Origin of the sequence: Niallia sp. Sow4_A1, assembly GCF_052116745.1 — a bacterium.
In the GTDB taxonomy this organism is placed as follows: Bacteria; Bacillota; Bacilli; order Bacillales; family Cytobacillaceae; genus Niallia; species Niallia hominis.
The window spans coordinates 1-20,110 of the sequence record NZ_JBQKKM010000035.1 but is presented as its reverse complement, the minus strand read 5'-3'; the positions used below and the strand labels follow the sequence as shown (position 1 = coordinate 20,110).

The 20,110-nt window shown below is 34.6% G+C and carries 16 protein-coding genes and 1 riboswitch; of the genes, 14 read left to right on the top strand and 2 right to left on the bottom strand.

The features are described from left to right. The first annotated feature begins 110 nt into the window (after positions 1–110). The 9 genes from ACTQ5K_RS17600 to ACTQ5K_RS17560 all read left to right on the top strand — a co-directional run bounded on the left by ACTQ5K_RS17600 (position 111) and on the right by ACTQ5K_RS17560 (position 14,247). A complete protein-coding gene (locus ACTQ5K_RS17600) occupies positions 111–1,871 on the top strand; it encodes a sensor histidine kinase (RefSeq protein ID WP_031539931.1) in 1,761 nt (586 codons plus the stop codon). After that, positions 1,864–2,610 carry a LytR/AlgR family response regulator transcription factor gene (locus ACTQ5K_RS17595; protein WP_031539929.1) on the top strand — a complete coding sequence of 249 codons (747 nt, stop codon included), beginning with the start codon at positions 1,864–1,866 and terminating at the stop codon, positions 2,608–2,610. The genes ACTQ5K_RS17600 and ACTQ5K_RS17595 overlap by 8 nt, the downstream gene beginning before the upstream one ends. A gap of 157 nt (positions 2,611–2,767) precedes the next feature. Beyond that, on the top strand, positions 2,768–4,564 hold the full coding sequence (gene cstA, locus ACTQ5K_RS17590; protein ID WP_441994149.1) for a carbon starvation protein CstA: 1,797 nt from the start codon (positions 2,768–2,770) through the stop codon (positions 4,562–4,564). 303 nt (positions 4,565–4,867) lie between these two features. Continuing rightward, entirely contained in the window at positions 4,868–7,072 is a 2,205-nt protein-coding gene (locus tag ACTQ5K_RS17585; protein WP_035416735.1) for a sensor domain-containing protein, read from the top strand. A 120-nt stretch (positions 7,073–7,192) separates the two neighbouring features. Further along, positions 7,193–8,122: a glutaminase A gene (gene glsA / locus ACTQ5K_RS17580; protein WP_031539925.1), complete on the top strand. Its 930-nt coding sequence runs from the start codon at positions 7,193–7,195 to the stop codon at positions 8,120–8,122. 132 nt (positions 8,123–8,254) lie between these two features. Then, positions 8,255–9,073: an adenosylmethionine decarboxylase gene (gene speD, locus ACTQ5K_RS17575; protein ID WP_031539923.1), complete on the top strand. Its 819-nt coding sequence runs from the start codon at positions 8,255–8,257 to the stop codon at positions 9,071–9,073. Positions 9,074–9,261: 188 nt separating this feature from the next. Continuing rightward, positions 9,262–10,431 carry a M20 family metallopeptidase gene (locus tag ACTQ5K_RS17570; RefSeq protein ID WP_251628269.1) on the top strand — a complete coding sequence of 390 codons (1,170 nt, stop codon included), beginning with the start codon at positions 9,262–9,264 and terminating at the stop codon, positions 10,429–10,431. 173 nt (positions 10,432–10,604) lie between these two features. Continuing rightward, positions 10,605–12,578, top strand: coding sequence for a methyl-accepting chemotaxis protein (locus ACTQ5K_RS17565; RefSeq protein WP_441994148.1), 1,974 nt, complete (start codon positions 10,605–10,607; stop codon positions 12,576–12,578). A gap of 220 nt (positions 12,579–12,798) precedes the next feature. Next, positions 12,799–14,247: an alpha-amylase gene (locus ACTQ5K_RS17560; protein WP_031537719.1), complete on the top strand. Its 1,449-nt coding sequence runs from the start codon at positions 12,799–12,801 to the stop codon at positions 14,245–14,247. Between the two features lie 107 nt (positions 14,248–14,354). Here ACTQ5K_RS17560 and ACTQ5K_RS17555 read toward each other — a convergent pair whose 3' ends face one another. Next, on the bottom strand, positions 14,355–14,996 hold the full coding sequence (locus ACTQ5K_RS17555; protein ID WP_031537720.1) for a LysE family transporter: 642 nt from the start codon (positions 14,994–14,996) through the stop codon (positions 14,355–14,357). 136 nt (positions 14,997–15,132) lie between these two features. On the opposite strand from ACTQ5K_RS17555, the gene ACTQ5K_RS17550 reads away from it, so the two are divergent. The 3 genes from ACTQ5K_RS17550 (at position 15,133) to ACTQ5K_RS17540 (ending at position 18,487) form a co-directional block, all read left to right on the top strand. After that, positions 15,133–15,567, top strand: coding sequence for a DUF1801 domain-containing protein (locus tag ACTQ5K_RS17550; RefSeq protein ID WP_031537722.1), 435 nt, complete (start codon positions 15,133–15,135; stop codon positions 15,565–15,567). A gap of 160 nt (positions 15,568–15,727) precedes the next feature. Then, positions 15,728–16,471, top strand: a complete 744-nt coding sequence (gene map / locus ACTQ5K_RS17545) for a type I methionyl aminopeptidase (RefSeq protein WP_031537723.1) — start codon at positions 15,728–15,730, stop codon at positions 16,469–16,471. A 274-nt stretch (positions 16,472–16,745) separates the two neighbouring features. Then, positions 16,746–16,925, top strand: a riboswitch (Lysine riboswitch). A 152-nt stretch (positions 16,926–17,077) separates the two neighbouring features. Continuing rightward, a complete protein-coding gene (locus ACTQ5K_RS17540) occupies positions 17,078–18,487 on the top strand; it encodes an amino acid permease (protein WP_441994147.1) in 1,410 nt (469 codons plus the stop codon). Positions 18,488–18,589: 102 nt separating this feature from the next. Here ACTQ5K_RS17540 and ACTQ5K_RS17535 read toward each other — a convergent pair whose 3' ends face one another. After that, positions 18,590–19,093, bottom strand: a complete 504-nt coding sequence (locus tag ACTQ5K_RS17535; protein ID WP_031537725.1) for a hypothetical protein — start codon at positions 19,091–19,093, stop codon at positions 18,590–18,592. Positions 19,094–19,195: 102 nt separating this feature from the next. On the opposite strand from ACTQ5K_RS17535, the gene ACTQ5K_RS17530 reads away from it, so the two are divergent. Further along, on the top strand, positions 19,196–19,450 hold the full coding sequence (locus tag ACTQ5K_RS17530; protein WP_251628259.1) for a hypothetical protein: 255 nt from the start codon (positions 19,196–19,198) through the stop codon (positions 19,448–19,450). A 121-nt stretch (positions 19,451–19,571) separates the two neighbouring features. After that, a complete protein-coding gene (locus tag ACTQ5K_RS17525; RefSeq protein ID WP_031537730.1) occupies positions 19,572–19,985 on the top strand; it encodes a GNAT family N-acetyltransferase in 414 nt (137 codons plus the stop codon). Positions 19,986–20,110: the final 125 nt, after the last annotated feature.

Below are 20,110 nucleotides of genomic sequence, written 5' to 3'. Positions count from 1 at the left end.
GAAATCGAAGCACAAAATAGGCATTTAGCCACAAACTTTTGAAAAGGCTTTCTATAATTCTTGTAATTTACTATAATGATGGGGAGTAAAATAGGAGGGTGGGGCATTCATTGTTACAGTTACTTCCACTAATGATTGAAAGAGTCGGTATTTTAGTTATCTTTGCCTTCTTATTATCAAGAATCAAGATTTTCCGTTCGATTATCCATAAGGAATCACAATGGCAGGATAAGCTCTATTTAATTCTTTTCTTTGGCTTGTTCGGGATTATTAGCAACTATACCGGGGTAGAAATTTTAAAAGGAAGCATAAGTACACATACATGGCAGCATGAACTAGATGTATCAAGCGCGATTGCAAATACGCGCATTATGGGTGTTGCGATTGGTGGCATGATTGGAGGTCCTTTAGTAGGTCTTGGAGTGGGATTAATAGCCGGTCTTCACCGCTTAACACTAGGCGGATTTACCGCGCTAGCCTGTGGATTATCAACGATCATGGCAGGGATAGTTACCGGTTTCCTCGGCAGGAAGTATTCTATCCAGCAAGACTCAGCCAGCAAGGCTGTTATTATCGGCATAGCGATGGAAATAATTCAAATGGCATTCATCCTTTTATTCGCATCACCATTAGCTCTTGCACTCGAACTAGTCAAAATCATTGCTTTTCCGATGATTGTCATCAATGGATTTGGGATGTTAATTTTCATTTATATCATACAAAATATTCTTTTAGAAGAGGAAAAAACGAAAGCAGCCCAAACCAATATCGCTTTAAATATTGCACAATCTACACTAGCGTACTTTAGGCAAGGCCTAAATCCTGAATCAAGTAAACAGGTTGCTAAAATTATGCTTAAAGCAACAAACGCAGATGCAGTATCCATTACAAATAGATCGATTGTATTAGCACATGAGGGTCTAGGAAGGGATCATCACATTCCCCTTGATAAAACCTCTACAAAACTTACAGAAAAAGTGTTAAGAGAAGGTAATATATTAGTAGCCAAAAATAAAGACGAAATTCAATGCAACAATCAAGATTGCCCTCTCTATGCTGCTATTTTATTACCCTTAAAAGCGAATAATAAAATAGTTGGTTCATTGAAGCTTTATTTTGCTAATCCCAAAAACATTCAATTAGTAGAATACACAATGGCGGAAGGCTTAAGTAAATTATTTTCTTTACAGCTGGAATTAGCAGAGGCAGAGCTTCAGCAAAGGCTACTAAAAGATGCGGAGATTAAAGCATTGCAATCACAGGTTCATCCCCATTTTCTTTTTAACAGCATGAATACTATATCAGCACTAATTCGCACAGATGGAGAGAAAGCTCGGGAAATGATTCGAAAATTGAGTATTTATTTTCGCAGTAATATACAAGGTTCCAAAAATATGTTAATTCCCTTAACACAGGAATTAGAACATGTGCATGCTTTTTTAGCATTAGAAGAAGCACGGTTTCCAGATAAGTTCATCTTGAAAGAGTCAGTTGATCCTGAATTAAAGAAGGTACTAATTCCCCCTTTTACCCTTCAGCCTTTAGTTGAAAATTCGATACGCCACGCTTTTTCAAAAGGAAATGTTGGAAATATTACGATATCTGCTCATAAAGAAAAGGATAGAATGGTGCTGATTGCAGAAGATGATGGTAAAGGGATGTGTGAGGATACGCTTTATATGATTGGGCAAAAAACAATAACATCTAGCACTGGCACAGGAACCGCGCTTTGGAATATACAAGAGAGAATGAAAAAAATTTATGGAGAAAAAGGGATGTTCAACATTGAAAGTGAGTGGAATAGAGGAACAAAGGTAATGATCAAAATACCATTTAACGAGCCAGCAATCTGGAGGGGAGCAGATGATTAAAGCATTAATTATAGAAGATGAACCATTGGCTAGAGATGAACTAAGCTATCTGTTAAAAAGAAGTAATAAGATGGAGATAGTAGGGGAATGCGATTGCCTTGAAACTGCCTTAGAGTATATTGACAATCTTGAAATCGATGTAATATTTTTAGATATTGAGCTTGGGGAAGAGAACGGGATGAACTTAGCCGAACGTTTAAACCTTAAGGAAAATGGAAATGCCCCTGAAATTGTTTTTGCTACCGCTTATGACGAATATGCTTTGCAGGCGTTTAATGTCAATGCACTTGATTATCTTCTAAAACCATTTGAAGAAGAGCGAATTAATCAAACGATTATAAAACTAGTAAATAAAAGAGAAAGAAAGAGGAATGAAGGGCAAGGAAATAAACTTACTAACTCTCCGATACATAAAAATAAGCTCGCGATTTCAACAAACGAAAAAATTAAAATCATCGATGTAGATTGTATTGTTTATATTAGTGCACAAAATGGAAAAACATTACTTGTTACCGATGAAGAGGAAATGATCGTTACATTTACCTTAAGTCAATTAGAACAAAAGCTAATAAACAGTCCAATTATGAGAGTCCATCGGTCTTATTTAATAAATAAAGAACGAATTTGTGAAATAGAACCATGGTTTAACTCTACTTATTTATTATGTATGAATAATGGGGAAAAGGTGCCATTGAGTAGAAATTATACGAAAGAGATTAAGCAGTTATTCGGTTTTTAACAAAGATGATTTTTTAGTCGAACCTAACAGATAAAATCATTGTATTTTATCTGTTATTTTTTGCATCTCATATATAAATCCCCGCATTCTGTCATGAAAATGACTTATCTTCCTTTTTCATTTTTTATAATAATAGCATTAAAGGAGGTAGATAAATATGAATGCGGTTACAATTGTAATAGCATCTGCGTGTATCTTGATGATTGCTTATCGTTTATATGGTACCTTTATGACTGTAAAGGTATTAAAGCTAAACGATAAAGAAAAAACTCCCGCTCATGAATTAAATGATGGAAAAGACTACGTACCTACAAATAAGTGGGTCACATTTGGTCATCATTTCGCAGCTATTGCTGCAGCAGGACCGCTCGTAGGACCTATTCTTGCTGCACAATTCGGCTATTTACCTGGGCTAATATGGTTATTGATAGGCGCTGTAATCGGTGGTGCTGTCCATGATGCAGTTGTGCTATTTGCTAGTATGAGAAAAAAAGGAAAATCTTTATCCGAGGTAGCAAAGGAAGAACTCGGACCTGTTGCTGGTTTTTGCACAGGGCTTGCTATGCTGTTTATTATTACCATCACTATGGCTGGTCTATCCATGGTAGTATTACACGCTCTGGAAAGAAATCCATGGGGCACATTCTCTGTGGGGATTACTATTCCTATTGCAATGGGCGTAGGAATATTTTATAAAAAGACAGGAAATCTGAAATTATGTACAACAATTGGATTTATTCTATTAATGATTGGTGTGTTTGTTGGCCCAATGATTCAAGAAACAGTAGTTGGAGATTGGCTAACCCTTGATACAAAAACACTTGCGATCATTCTTCCAATCTATGCATTTTTTGCAGCGGCACTTCCTGTGTGGCTACTCTTGGCACCTAGAGACTATTTAAGTAGCTTTATGAAAATAGGTGTGTTTATTGCCCTTATCATTGGTGTTTTTATTATTAATCCCGCCATTGAATTTCCAGCGTTTACGGAATTCGTACACGGAGGGGGACCAGTAATTGCAGGACCAGTATGGCCGTTTATTTCGATTACCATTGGCTGTGGCGCTATTTCTGGCTTCCATGCATTTGTCGGATCTGGAACTACCCCAAAAATGCTCGATAAATGGAGCGATATTAAAGTCGTAGGTTTTGGAGCCATGCTTGTTGAGTGTTTAGTTGGAATTATGGCACTGATTGCTGCAACCGCTTTACATCCTGGAGATTACTTCGCGATAAATTCAACTCCAGAGGTATTTCAGACACTAGGAATGAGTGTATCAAATTTACCAGAGTTAAGTCGTGAAATCGGGATTGATTTAGAAGGCCGAACTGGTGGAGCTGTTACATTGGCTGTTGGAATGTCCTATATATTCACGGAAATCTCTTGGTTTTCTCATCTTGCTTCTTATTTCTTTCAGTTTGTAATCATGTTTGAAGCAGTATTTATTTTGACTGCAATCGACGCTGGTACAAGAACGGCACGTTATTTGATTCAAGACTTTTTAGGCGAGTTTTACAAACCACTAAAGAGGGTCGATTGGTTGCCTGGCTCCATTTTTGCCAGTGCGCTAGCATGTGTGATGTGGGGATATCTATTATTCTCAGGTGATATCAGCTCTGTCTGGGCACTATTTGGGGTATCCAATCAGCTAATGGCAACAATCGGACTTATTATTGGCGCAACCGTGATTTTAAAAATGGCTGATAAAAGAAGATATATGCTCACTTGCCTTATCCCGATGGCTTATTTATTTGTAACAGTAAATTACGCAGGATATTGGATGGTGAAAAATGTTTATTTAAACCCAGAGGCAGTTGGCTATAATGTGTTAAATGCAGTGCTTTCCATTATTATGCTAATCTTAGGCATTATTATCATTATAACAGCAACAAAGAAATGGTTTGACACTTGGAATACTCCGCGTGTACAAGTAGAAACTCCGAACCTTCATTAAATTTCATTATGCAATGGGTTATAAAGTAGGATGTATGTATATGTTCTTACTTTATAACCTTTCTTCGTTATTATTACAATTAAATTCCACATTCACTACCATCAAAAAAAAATCCTTCGGAAAAGAATTTTTCAACTTATAAACAAATTATAATAAGTGTATTCTAATTGTACATGCAAGGACAAAGGTATTAATGAGGTTTTAATCACTGAATATCGGGTATCAATATAATGTTTTGCCAAAATACTTATTTCGGTACATATCACATGATTAGCATCTATGACAAGAGTAAGGAGTTCTTATATGGATTATAAACACAGTGAATTAAAATGGATTATCGCAATTGGCGTTTTTGTTTTATTCTCTGTGATACTTAATGTCTTTGTTACAAGTATCAATAGAGTCATTTTTATTCTGTTACAACTTATCATTACTGCTGGGTTACTTTATGTTTTTTATCAATTAATAAAAAAAATCACCTATGTTCTAGGAGAATATGCACAAACCAATAAAAAATTGCAATCGATTTTCGAAACATTAGATATTGCCATTTGGTTTCATGATTTAAAAACCAATACATTAATGATTACTGCTGGAATTGAAACCATTTACGGATATTCCGTTGAGGATTTTTACAAAAACCATAATCTATGGAAAGAAGTCATTCATCCCGATGATAAAAAAGTTTTAGAGGAGCGAGCAGAGCTTCTTACGAAACAGGATGTCGTTGTTAGCAATTACCGGATCATTAAACCAAATGGAAAAATTCGTTGGATTAAAGATAGAGGGATTGCCGTTTTTGAAAAAGCTACTGGAGAAATGAAGGAATTTACTAGTGTATTGATAGATATAACCGATAATAAAGAAAATGAAGATAAATTTACGAAGCTAGTCGATATGTCTCCAGATATCATCGCGGTAGTTATGGACTATAAATTACATTATATAAATAAAGCCGGTATAAAAATATTTGAAAGTGACCACAGCCCATTAGTCGGTCTTTCTGTTAATGATCTTTTTCCAGAAGAGACTTTTCACTATATCGTTCAAGAATTTAATAAAGGAATAGAACAAAAGAGACAAGTGATCGAAATGGAAATTGATTTCATGAAAGGAAATGGGGAAAAGCTATTACTAGAAATCCATTGTATGCGCATCCTGTTCGGAGGACAGGATGCTGTATTAATACTAGGAAGAGATATTACGTCACGAAAGCAAACAGAATTAAAAATAAAACAATTGGCATTCACCGATGTATTAACAGAATTACCAAATCGAAATAGTTGTATAAGCTTTTTAAACGACCGCTTATTAAACTGTGATGAAGTTCAAACAATGTCTGTATTATTTCTAGATTTGGATCAATTTAAACGGATTAATGACACAAAAGGGCATGGTACTGGTGATATTATATTAAAAAAAGTAGCCCATAGGTTAAAATCTGCTATAAAAGAGAATGATTTTGTAGCACGTTTAGGTGGAGATGAATTTTTAATCTTATTAGAGAATAAAACAAAATGGGAGACATCGGAAGTAGCAAAAAAAATCATTAGTCAATTTTCTGTTCCATTTATTGTGAAGCAAGATGAATTCTTCGTAACACCTAGCATTGGCATCAGCATGTTTCCTGAGGATGGCAAAGACCAAGAATCATTAATAAAAAATGCGGATGCAGCTATGTATGTTGCCAAAGATTATGGAAAAAACAATTATCAATTTTACTCTTCCTCTAATGCAGAAAAAGGGGCAAGAAAAATGGAATTGGAGATGGCTCTTCAAAAGGCAATTGCTAATAATGAATTAGAACTATATTATCAGCCACAAATAAATAATACTACAGGAAACATATATGGAGTGGAAGCACTTTTACGCTGGAAACACCCTGCATATGGCTATTTATCTCCCGATGAATTTATTCCCATTGCAGAAGAAACGAATTTAATGCTATCTATAGGGGAATGGGTATTGACACATGCATTTATGCAAAAGAAAAAATGGGATCTAGCGGGCAAAAAAGATATAAAGCTCGCAATCAATATTTCTGCACGCCAATTTCAATACAGCGACTTCTTTCCTTTTCTTCAAAAAGAGGTGAAAAGACTTCAAATAAACACAGCGAAAATAGAGTTAGAAATAACAGAAAGTATCATGCAGAATATAGAAAAAGCAACAATTGAACTAAATAGTATAAAACGACTTGGCTTTCAAATATCCATTGATGATTTTGGAAAAGGCTATTCGTCATTAAGTTATTTGAGATCACTACCGATTGATACAATTAAAATCGATAAAAGCTTTATCGATGATATCAGTCATCCAAAGCATAAGGGATCGTTAGCAAAAGTAATTATTGATATGGGGCATAATATGAATTTTATCGTCATCGCAGAGGGTGTTGAAACAAAAGAACAAGTGGACTTTCTTCAGAAGCATGAATGCGAAATTGTCCAAGGTTATTACTATAGTAAACCATTGACTTCAGATGAACTGGAGAAATTATATCTTTAGTAGTTATGAAATAAGCACTATTTTTCTTCTTGCGCTTCTAACGTTATACTTAAATTAAGATAAACTTATTTAAGTTGATCAAAGAAGCTTAAAAAATCTTTTGCAAAGTTGGTGATCAAATTGCCTTGTCAATCAAATGAAGAATTAGAAAGCATTCTTTTGGAAGCAAAGCAGTATACAAGAGAAGGGAAAGTAGCCGATTATATCCCCGCTCTAAGTAAAGCAAATCCAGATGATTTATCTGTGGCAATCTATCATCCTGATGGTACTTGTTATTCTGCTGGATGTATTCAAGAAAAAATCACGTTACAAAGTATCTCTAAAGTAATTACATTAGCTCTAGCTTTAATGGAATCAGGGGAAGAATACGTTTTTAGCAAAGTAGGATATGAGCCTACGGGTGATCCGTTTAATTCCATCGTTAAACTAGAAATGAGCAATCCATCTAAACCATTAAACCCAATGATAAATGCTGGTGCACTGGCAGTTACTCATATGATTAAGGGGAATTCGGTTGAAGAGCGGTTTCGAAAAATAATTGATTTTGTAAAAAGGCTATCTGGAAATGAGGAAATTAGCTATTCAGCTGAGGTTGCAAAATCAGAATTTGAAACATCTCATTTAAATAGAGCACTATGTTTTTTTATGAAACAACATGGCATTATTAATGAAGATGTAGAAGAATTATTGGACTTATATACAAAACAATGCTCTATAGAAGTGAATTGCTTAGATTTAGCAAGAATTGGGATTGTCTTTGCTTTAAATGGCAAGGAACCAATTACAAATAAGCAATTAATGCCTGCACATGTTGCACGCATTTGCAAAACTTTCATGGTAACATGCGGAATGTATAATGCTTCTGGAGAATTTGCCGTACGGGTTGGAATTCCTGCAAAAAGTGGGGTAGCCGGCGGGATATTAGGTGCGGTACCAAATCGCTTTGGAATTGGCATTTCCGGACCTGCCCTCGATGACAAAGGAAATAGTGTTGCCGGATTAAAACTATTAGAAATACTTGCAAGCAAATATGAATTAAGTATGTTTTAAAGGAAAATTAAATCGCTAATCTTTTGTTATTTCCGATAGAAAGGAATACAAGAGATTAGCGATTTTTTGGTTAATCTACCATCTGTTCGGGTAACATAATTATACTTACATGTTAGAAAAAGGGGGATAAACATGAGTTTAACACCTCAGCAGCGCATAGAGCTACATGGATTTAATAATTTAACAAAGTCTTTAAGCTTTAATATGTATGATATATGCTATACACGGACTAGGAGTGAACGTGAAGCCTATTTACAATATATTGACGAACAATATAATGCAGATCGTTTAACGAAGATATTAAAAAATGTTTCAGATATCATTGGAGCCCATGTGTTGAATGTAGCCAAGCAAGATTATGAACCACAAGGGGCAAGCGTTACATTACTCGTCTCAGAAGGACCAGTATCTGAAGCACCAAAGGAAGTATTTGAAGAATCGCCAGGACCACTACCAGGAGGATTTCCAGGCTCTGTTGTGATGCATCTCGACAAAAGTCATATTACGGTTCATACATATCCTGAATATCATCCAGATGAAGGAATCAGTACCTTTCGCGCCGATATCGATGTCTCTACTTGTGGAGAAATCTCTCCCTTAAAGGCATTAAATTATTTAATCTACTCTTTCGATACAGATATTATGATTATGGATTACCGTGTTAGAGGGTTTACCCGCGATATTCATGGCCATAAATTATTTATCGACCATGACATAAATTCCATCCAAAACTATATACCTGATGATGTTAAAGCACAATTTGATATGATTGATGTCAATATATATCAAGAGAATATCTTTCATACAAAATGTAAGCTAAAACAATTTGATTTAAATAATTATTTATTTGGCTATAAAGAAGAGGAACTTAAACTAGAAGATCGCATTTTTATTACAGAAAAGCTAACGCAAGAAATGAATGAAATATTTTATGGGAAAAATATTAAGTGAATGTAGACTGGCTAAAACTCTTTAATCAAGAGATTAGCCAGTTTTTTTATCGTCATTAGCGGCGAAAAAAAAACTCTATTTTTATGCATAAATATACTCTGATTATTATTTTTACGCATTTTTTACTAGCTTTTTTATAGAAAATTGGTAAACTAGTAATGTATAAAAGAGAGAAAGGTGCGAAAATAATGAAACAAATCATCATAGATGCAATGAACGAAAATGAAGCTAAATTTAAAGATATAAGTATATATATCGGCGACAATCCTGAACTAGGACATGAAGAATTTAAAGCTTGCAAAATATTGACAGATACATTAAAAGAGCATGACTTCCATGTCGAAATTGGGATATGCGATTTACCTACTGCATTTAAAGCCACATACGATAGCGGAAAAGAAGGACCCACTATCGGTTATATGGCAGAATACGACGCATTGCCAGAATTAGGTCACGCTTGTGGACATAATTTAATAGCTGTAATGGGGATTGCAGCAGGAATTGGTCTTAGTAAGGTTTTAGAAGAAACAGGGGGAAAGGTTATTGTTTATGGTACACCTGCTGAAGAAACAAAAGGCGGAAAAGTGACTATGGCTGAAGCCGGTATTTTTGAAGAATTGGATGTAGCTATGATGGTTCATCCTTTAGATAACTATATGAAGAGTGGCGACTCGCTTGCAATGGATGCCATTCAATTTGAGTTCTTTGGAAAATCTGCCCACGCTGCTGCAAGTCCGCATCTAGGAATTAATGCACTAGATGCAGTATTACATACTTTTAATAGTATTAATGCATTAAGACAGCACATAAAACCAGATGCACGAATTCACGGTGTAATCACAGAGGGTGGAAAAGCTGCAAATATCGTCCCTGATTATGCAGTGGCTCAATTCTATGTAAGAGCAGGAAAAAGAGAAGATGTAAATATATTAGTTGAAAAAGTGAAAAAATGCGCTGAAGGAGCAGCACTCCAAACAGGTGCTACCGTGAAATCTAGCTTTTATGAATTTTCCTATGATGACATGATTACAAATAAAACGTTATCTGATGTCTTTACTAAGCAACTAGTTTCTTTAGGAGTAGAAGAAATTGAAATTCACGAACAAAGAGATGGTTCTGGATCGCTAGATATGGGAAATGTAAGCCAAGTAGTACCAGCCATTCACCCGTATGTGAAAATTTGTAACGAATCCTATGCATGTCATACACATGAGTTTAGAGAAGCAGCTATGTCGGAGCAAGGAAGAGATGCAATGTTATTAGGTGCAAAATCGATGGCACTAACTGGTTTAGAAATCTTAACGAATAAAGAGTTATTAGCAGCAATCAAAAAAGAGTTTGCTAAAAATAAACAATAAGGAAGAAGAAACTCCCCTTATCTTTTTACATCACTATCTGTAGAAAATAAGGGTTTTTTTTTGTTCAATTAAGGCGTAATTATGACAATTTTACCTCTTTTGCAATAGACTGAAGTGTTTCATTTATAATGAATAAGTCCTATATTTATTCATAAAGGGGTTATAAAAAGAATATGAAAAAAATATTACAGAACAGCATGACAGTTAAAAAGAGATTATACGCAAGCTTTTTCATTTTATTAATTATTCCTACCATTTTTATTGGTGTATTCTCTTATGTCAATTCTAAGAAACAATTAGAACAAGAAATGATGGCCAATGCGTTCCAACAGATTCAGCAGCTAAACGGAAATATTACAACCGAATTATCAACTAAAATTGAGCAAGTAAACAAGCTTCGAAAGGAATGGGGGGAACCAAATAAGTCTGTATCAGATGATGTTGTTATCAATATGCTAGAAAAATACTACTATTTCTATGATGATATTGACAGTATATTTTTTGCTACGAAACAAGGACAATATATACAGCAGCCAGCAGACAAGGTAACAGAAAATTATGATCCAACTGCAAGTGAATGGTTTATTGCAGCAGAGGAGAATCCAGATGATATATATATATCAGATCCCTATATATCTGCTAGTACCAACGAAATGGTCGTTACGATTGCTGGCATAACCGAAGATCGAAAGAAGGTTATCGGTTTGAAGATTAAGCTGAGTGCCATACAAATTTTTGTGAATAATATCACAATAGGAAAGGAAGGTTATGCTTTTCTATTGGATGATAAATTTGCTTACATGGCTCATCCAACAGAAAAAATTGGCGAAGTTGGGACAGAAAACTATATTGAAAGGATGAAATTAGAAAAAACAGGTGCTTTTTCCTACAGCCTTGATAATAAAGAGAAAAAGCTAACCTATCTCACCAATAATCTAACTGGTTGGAAGATTGCTGGATCTATGTATGTAGAAGAAGTTTCGGATGCTTCCTTTCCAATACTAAGAGCATCATTCTTTGCAATTATTGGTTTTATTATTATAGGTTCTATTCTTATTTATAGAAATATACAGTCCATTATTAAGCCTTTAAATCAAATAAAAGAAAAAGCAGCTCTTGTTGGAAAAGGAGATTTAACACAGGAATTAGTAGTGAAAAGGAGAGATGAAATTGGGCATTTGACAATATCCTTCCAGAAAATGCAAGAAAACTTAAAACGATTAATCAAACATTTAGAAAAAAGCATTACACAGGTTGCTGCATCTAGTGATAACCTTACCGCGAGCTCCTCTTCTTCGACAAAGATAGTAGAAGATTTAGTATCTGTCATACAAGAAATAGCTTCAGGTGCCGAGCATCAAAAGCAAGAAGTCGAAACAAGCACTAAAAAAATAAAAAATATTACAGAGAAAACAGGATTAATACGCGAGAATTCTCTCTATATGTCCAAATTGGGCAATAGCACTTTAGAGAAAGCAAAAGAAGGGGAAGTTGCTATTAATCAGGCAGAATCTCAAATGCAATTAATTGTTGATTCTGTAATAAAATCAGATAAACAAATAGAAACATTACATAAACGTTCCAAGGAAGTCGAATCTATTATTCAATTAATAAGTACTATTGCCAACCAAACGAATCTTTTAGCATTAAATGCCGCGATTGAAGCAGCTAGAGCAGGAGAAAATGGCAAAGGTTTTTCTGTAGTGGCAGAAGAAATTAGAAAATTGGCAGAGACAACCCAAAAATCAGCGGGGGAAATCGAATATTTAGTGAAAGAAATACAGACAGATACCCATTCAACCGTAGATATGATGACACTTGTCCACAAGCAAGTTGATGGTGGTCTTTCTGTCATCTCTTCAGTTAAAAAGAAATTTCATGCTATCTCTTCTAGTATGAATGAAACTGCACCGATTATTGATGAAGTAACACTTTCTTCTGAAGAAGTATATAAGCATATTAAAACGCTTGTCGAAACATTTGAATCCTTATATGAATTTAGTAAACAAAACGCAGCATTATCCGAAGAACTATCTGCATCCACAGAAGAGCAACTAGCATCATTTGAAGAAGTCCATGCTACTGCTAAGACTCTCGCAAAGACTGCTGATCATTTAAAATCGTTCATTGGTCAATTCCATTATTAATACTCTTTTGGTTTATAGGTTTTTACTAAAAATGATGAAAATGAATACGGAAAGCCATCATACAATAAGTAACAGTGTTGTTTAGATATCCCCCAATAACCTACTTATTTATAAATAGGCTTGAAAATCCATCATTCTGGGTAGAATTACTTCATAAGAAAGCTTAACTAATTATTCTAAAAAAGATAAGCTATATTTTATGGAGTAGGAGAATAGATAAATGGAAAATAAAACAATGATGCAGTTTTTTGAATGGCATTTAGTTGCTGATGGACAACATTGGAATCGTTTGAAAGAGCAAGCAGGAAAATTAAAAGAAGTAGGTATTGACTCTATCTGGATTCCCCCAGTTACAAAAGCGGCTTCCAAAGATGACAATGGATATGGCGTTTATGATGTCTATGATTTAGGAGAATTTGATCAAAAGGGTACCATCCGGACCAAATATGGCACAAAACAGGAATTACATGATGCAATAGAAGCGTGTCATAATGTTGGCATACAAGTTTATGTCGATGTTGTCATGAATCATAAGGCAGCAGCAGATGAAAAAGAAACGATTAAGGCTATTGAAGTGAATCCTGAAAATAGAGAAGAAGAAATATCTGAACCCCATGAAATAGAAGCATGGACGAAATTTACCTTTCCAGGAAGAGGGGATACTTACTCCCCTTTCAAGTGGAACTTTCAGCATTTTAATGGAACAGATTATGATAACAAAGCTAAAAAAGCTGGAGTCTTTAGGATTATCGGCGAAAATAAAATGTGGAATACAAATGTTGATGATGAATTCGGGAATTATGACTATCTAATGTTCGCCAATATCGATTATAATAATGAACTCGTCCAAAATGAAATGATTTCATGGGGAAAATGGCTTTACAAGACACTTAATTGTGATGGCTACCGATTAGATGCAATCAAACATATTAATCATTCCTTTATTAAAAAATTTGCCCATTCCATATTAGAAGAAAAAGAAGATTTCTATTTCGTAGGAGAATTTTGGAAAGCAGATATTAACGAATGTCAGGAATTTTTGCAGCAAACAGACTATACAATCGATTTATTTGATGTTCCTCTTCACTATAAATTGCATACTGCTTCTATGGAGGGCAGTAATTTTGATCTTTCTACAATCTTTGAAGGAACGTTAGTGGAAGATAATCCGCTTAATTGCGTTACCTTTGTCGATAACCATGATACCCAACCAGGTGAATCGCTTGAATCTTGGGTAGAGGATTGGTTTAAGCAGATAGCATATAGCCTAATATTGCTTCGAAAAGATGGCTATCCAACGATTTTCTATGGTGATTACTTTGGAATTGGCGGAGAACTTCCAATGGAAGGAAAAAAGGCTGCAATTGATCCATTACTGTATGTACGAAAGAAAAAAGCATATGGTAATCAAGATGATTATTTTGATGATCCCAATGTAATTGGCTGGGTACGCCATGGTGAGACGGAAATAGAAAGATCCGGATGCGCTGTCGTCATTTCTAATAAAGAAGAAGGCAGCAAAAAAATGTTTGTTGGCGAAACACGAAGTGGGGAAGAGTGGATAGATTTTACGAATACAAGAAAAGATCGAGTGAAAATAGGGAAAGATGGTTTTGGTAATTTCCCTGTAAATGCCCAAAGTGTTTCTGTTTGGGGATTAGCTGATTAAACAAAATCAAACAAATGTCAAAAAAGACGCTGTAACACAAAGCGTCTTTTTTGCATAAAATTAATCAATAAAAAATCGCTCTAAATAAAATGGTTACTAGATTGTTTCTAGGAAGAAAAGAATAATTTTACAATCCCTTGATAACCAAAATATGCGCCAAATAAAACTAAAGATAGTCCAGAAATAACGGAAATTCCTCTTAATGTTCCAAGTGTAAGAAACCGCCTAAAGCCATTTGTTAAGGCTGCAACAATTATATCCCATATTGTAAGACCTAGAAAAATCATACTACTATAAACCAACAAGGAACTAGTCCCATTTTCTTGGGCGGTTTTAGCTAAAACAGATCCATATATTCCTAACCAAAAGAGAATAGATAAAGGACTAGTAATAGACATAATAAATCCTGTTAGAAAACATTTAAACAGGGAATCTTTGCCCCTAAGGGAATCAAGCTTGAGATTCTGAGCTCCAATAATGCTTTCAAACCCTGTATAAATTAATACAAATCCGCCAAAAAGCCAAAGGAATATTTGCACGATGGCTATCTCAAGAAAATGAACCATTCCGATATATACCATTATCATAAAAATACCATCGGCAAGCATGGAACCAAACCCTACAATCCAGGCATGCCAAAAACCATTTTTTATTCCTTTATCAATTCTCGCAGAATTTACTGGTCCAATTGGTGCAGCTAATGTAAAGCCTAACAAGATATAGCTTAGTAAAATGGTTACACTGAACATCCGAGTCTCTACACATCCTTTCTTGTACATGCTATGAAGACTAGTAAGAGGATATGTGAATTAATTTAAAAAGATAAAAAACTAATCATTCAAATTTTGAAACTAGCTTTATAATAGAAAGAAAAGGAGACTTTTCATGTATAAATTAAAAACAAAGGAAACAGATCAAGATGTTGTTGAATATATAGAATCATCCTTAACAAGTAATACAAAAAAAGAGGATGCCTATAAACTAATCGACATTTTTTCTGATATTACTGGATTACCACCGAAAATGTGGGGGACGAGTATTATTGGTTTTGGTACGTATCACTACAAGTATGCAACAGGTCATGAGGGAGATGCACCTATCGTTGGCTTCGCTCCTAAAAAAGCAAGAATCAGCCTCTATTTAACGACAGAGGAAGAAACAAGAGCCTTTTATTTAGAGCGAATCGGCAAACACAAGGCTGGAGTTGGCTGTGTATATATTAATAAGCTTGCTGATATTAACGAGGAGACCCTAAAGGAATTTATCGAAAAATCGGTCGAAATAATTCGTGAAAAACATTCTATACACAAGGAGAAATAAACAAAGAATGAGAGCAGAAATTTAGGAATTTAAGAATGGGATTTCAAATAATTAGTAACTTCTAATAGGTAAATTCCTTTTACTTACTGCCAATATTAGCATATAATAATAGACGCGAAAAGGATTCGAGAACTGATATAGATGAACAAGGAGAATTAAAATGATTGTAAAGAATGAACAAGACATTAATGGTCTGAAAGAAATTGGTAAAATTGTAAGTATCATCAGAGAGGAATTAATAAAAATAACAGTGCCAGGAGTGACAACAAAAGAACTAGATGATTTAGCAGGTAAGCTATTTGCTGAACATGGTGCAGTTTCAGCCCCTCAAGATATGTACGATTTTCCAGGATATACTTGTATTTCTGTGAATGATGAAGTGGCACATGGCATTCCCGGAGATCGAGTAATTCAAGAAGGAGATTTAGTTAATATCGATGTATCTGCAAGTAAAAATGGTTACTTTGCTGATACAGGTAAATCATTCGTTGTCGGGAATGGCGATCCTAAACTAATCAAACTTTGTGAAGTGGCACAAGAAGCATTTGAAGAAGGACTTAAATGCTTTAAGCCTGGAGCAAAGAAGAATCGTATCGGAAAATTTGTTTACAACACAGCAAAAAAGCACGGATTTACGGTAATTAAAAATTTAACAGGTCATGGGATAGGAACTTCCCTGCACGAAAAACCAGATCATATCCTTAATTATTTCGACTCATGGGATACGGACCTGCTTCGAGATGGAATGGTTATCGCATTTGAACCATTTATATCTACTGGTTCAGAAGAAGTTTATGAAAAAAATGATGGCTGGACATTCTCTACTAAAGAAAAAAGCTTTGTTGCACAATACGAGCATACAGTTATTATAACAAAAGAGAAACCGATTATTACAACCTTATAAGCTTTTACAACCAAGCTCTGTTCATTCAACAGAGCTTGGTTTCTATTTCATCTCATTATTTTCATGCAATCCTTAACTCCTTCTTTACATATCCTCTCCTGTGTTAAACGTAATTTTTGGTAATATACCTTCAAAGAATTACAACCTAATAAGCATTTACGATAATTGCGAATTTACCGATAGTTCCCTCTATTTGTTTTTCCATTGACATCAATAAATATATCGAATAACCTAGTACATATCTTTTTTATATTTAAAAATCCTTATCAGCTCAAGATGAGGTAGAGGTTGCGATTTTTATTAGTAAAAAGAGGAAGAGCAAAGAGAGCTCATTGATTGCTTTTGAAAGGAAAAGTCGCCGAAGCACTATTATTCTCTAATAATAGTAGCTGGGACTGCATACGAATAGGTGCAGGACTGTCATAGGATCTTACTATGGTGAACTATCTTTATATCTGAAGGTTTTTCTACCTTCACACCATTTAGAGGTGTGTTTTTTTATGCCTTGGAAATAATAAAAATACATTTTGTTGTATAAGAATTTAAGGTGTTAAAGTAAATCTCCTATGTCATACGTTTAGCAAATACTTCTTAAAGGAGAAAAACATGAATTCAAAAGGAACATTAGGATTAGGGATATTAATATCCTTAGTTGTAGGTAATATGGTAGGATCAGGAATTTTTATGCTTCCTCGATCATTATCGGAAGTAGCAAGCCCTGCTGGGGTTATCTTAGCTTGGCTATTAACAGGATTCGGAGTGCTGGTAACTGCCTTAGTGTTTGGGAATTTAGCCATTCGTAAGCCTAATTTAACGGGCGGTCCACAAATTTATGCGAAAGAATTATTTAAACCAGATTCAAAAAAATCTACTCTTTCTGGCTTTATGTCTACATGGGGATATTGGATAGGTAATCTAACTGGAAATGTTGCCATTATCACTACTTTTGCTGGTTATTTATCAACGTTTTTCCCGATTTTAACAAGTCAAGCCGTTTTATTGAATATAGGTTCTTTTACTCTTTATGTAGGAAATACGTTTACATTCGTTGTCTGTACAATTTTATTATGGGGAACACATTACATTATTTTAAACGGATTGGAAAACGCAGGTAAATTAAATGTTATTGCAACAGCTTCAAAGGTTATTGGTTTTATGCTATTTATCATCATCGCGTTATTTGCATTTGAATCAAGCAATATCCTACCCTTTGCAGAACCAAAAATAAATGAAGTAGATAAGTCAGTTGGATTGTTTGGACAAATCAATAGTGCTGCAATGACAACATTATGGGCATTTATCGGTGTAGAATCAGCAGTTGTTTTTGCTTCTAGAGCAAAGAGGCAATCCGATGTAAAAAAAGCAACCATCTTTGGTCTATTAATTGCTTTAGCTATCTATATTGGAATCAGCACCCTTGTAATGGGCATTCTTACACAGGATCAATTGGTCGCTTCACAAAAGCCTTTAATTGATGCAATAGAAGCTGTTCTTGGTCCCATCGCAGGAAAAGTGCTCGCAGGTATAGGGTTAATTAGTTTGTTCGGATCAACAATTGGTTGGATTATGTTAAGTGCAGAAGTGCCTTATGCAGCTGCTAAACAAGGAATTTTCATTCCAGCTTTCTTAAAAGAAAATAATAAGAGTATTCCAACATTTTCCTTAATCGTAACAAATATCTTAGGGCAATTATTCATTTTCTCGACTGTGTCAAAAAGCATATCACAAGCATTTGATTTTATTATTTATATTGCAACACTAAGCTATCTGGTTCCTTATTTAATTTCAACCATCTTCCAATTGAAATTAGTTATAACTGGTGAAACATATAATTCACTGAAGGAAAGAAGATGGGATTTTGTTATTGGATTCCTTGCGACAATCTACTCCGTTTGGGTAATTATCGCAGGAACTGCAGATATTAAAACATTTAGTTTCGGTGTTTTATTACTATTAAGCGGAATTCTTTTCTATAATCAACTAAATAAAAAAGAAACAAAGAAGAAATCTGTCTAATATTTCAATAAGTTCTATTTAAGAATGGGATATAAGTATTCCACCTAGTAATAAAAACGAACAGTTATACAAATTTCGTATAATTGTTCGTTTTTTGTTTTTCTAAATAGATTCACTTACAGTGCTGTCATCCCACTCTACTTCATGCTCCTTTGAAAGCTTATCTAATTCAGTCATATATTGACGTATAAGTGTGCGAGCTTCCTCCAGCATGGCATTCGCTTCTTCAACAAGCCTAATATCTTGCGTTTCTAACGCTGTAAGTATTTTTACAAACGCATTAAACTGAATATCAGCGCCCTTTATATATATTTCATGTATTTCTCTTACCTCGTCTGTTTCCACCTTTACCCTATTTAATTCTTTAATAAATTCATTATAATTGGGAATCACTGTTGTTTGGATTGTATCATACATTGTCCAATCATCCGTATAATTGAGTCCAGACACAGAATCATACGCAGCCACGGCCTTAGCCTCTAATTCAAAGGCTGTTGTCATATCTTCATTTACATATTGAAGCAAATCCTCTTTAACTGGATCAGTAGAGCAAGCTGTAATCAGAAATAAAAAGGGAATTAAGATAATTTTAATAACTTTTTTCACTCCTTCACCTCCTTCTCCTTACTGTATGAAGGAGTGGAAGTCCACTATGAAAAGAAAATCGAAAAGGGAAGAGCCTAAAATTACAATTGGGGACCGGTTTATATGATTGATACATTATTTAAGCAAATTCTTTTCTTACTCATACCATTTGCTTATTTAAGCTGGTTTGCATGGTGGAGTAAATCATGGATTGTTTTTCTTCCTATATTAGTAAACCTTCCCTCTGTCATTACTGAACAATTTCCTTTGACAGAGGAATGGAAGGCAATTATTTCATCTATTTTCCTATTTATAATGATGTTAGCTTTTTTAATTTGGCAAATCTGGTTATTGAAAAGAGAAAATAAGCCAACCTAATGGCAGTTAAAGCATATCCGAAAAAAAGATATGCTTTTTTAAAAAAAACAATTGAATATTAATTCATATTATTGTATAAATATTATTATGAAGATACGGATATTAAAGGGGAAAAAAAAGCATGGATTATTTTATTACGGAAGAGCTGCCACCATTTTCACAGTTTGCCTTATTACATGAGGACAGTGGCTTATTAAAAAGTAAAAAAGGAAACTATACAAGAGAACAATTATATGAAGCAGCTAAAAATAGCTGGTACTCCATTTCCATCTACCACAATCAAAAACTTATTGCTTTCGGTCGTATGATTTCAGATGGAGTTTACCAATCATTAATCTGTGATGTCATGGTTCATCCTGAAGAACAGGGAAAAGGACTAGGAAAGCAAATCATTGAAAAGCTCGTCTATAAATGTCAGCAATCAGGTATTCAATCGATTCAATTATTCTCAGCGAAAGGGAAGCATCCCTTTTATAAAAAATTAGGGTTTGTAGAAAGAGAACAAGACGCTCCTGGCATGTCTCTCCTCTTTTAGAGGTTGGGACAAATCTAAATAACTAATCTTTAAAAACGAACAATCTCTAATTTAGCTCTTAAATAACTGTCTCTTATACACATCTCCGAGCCCACGAGACAGGTAACAACATGGCGTATGCCGTC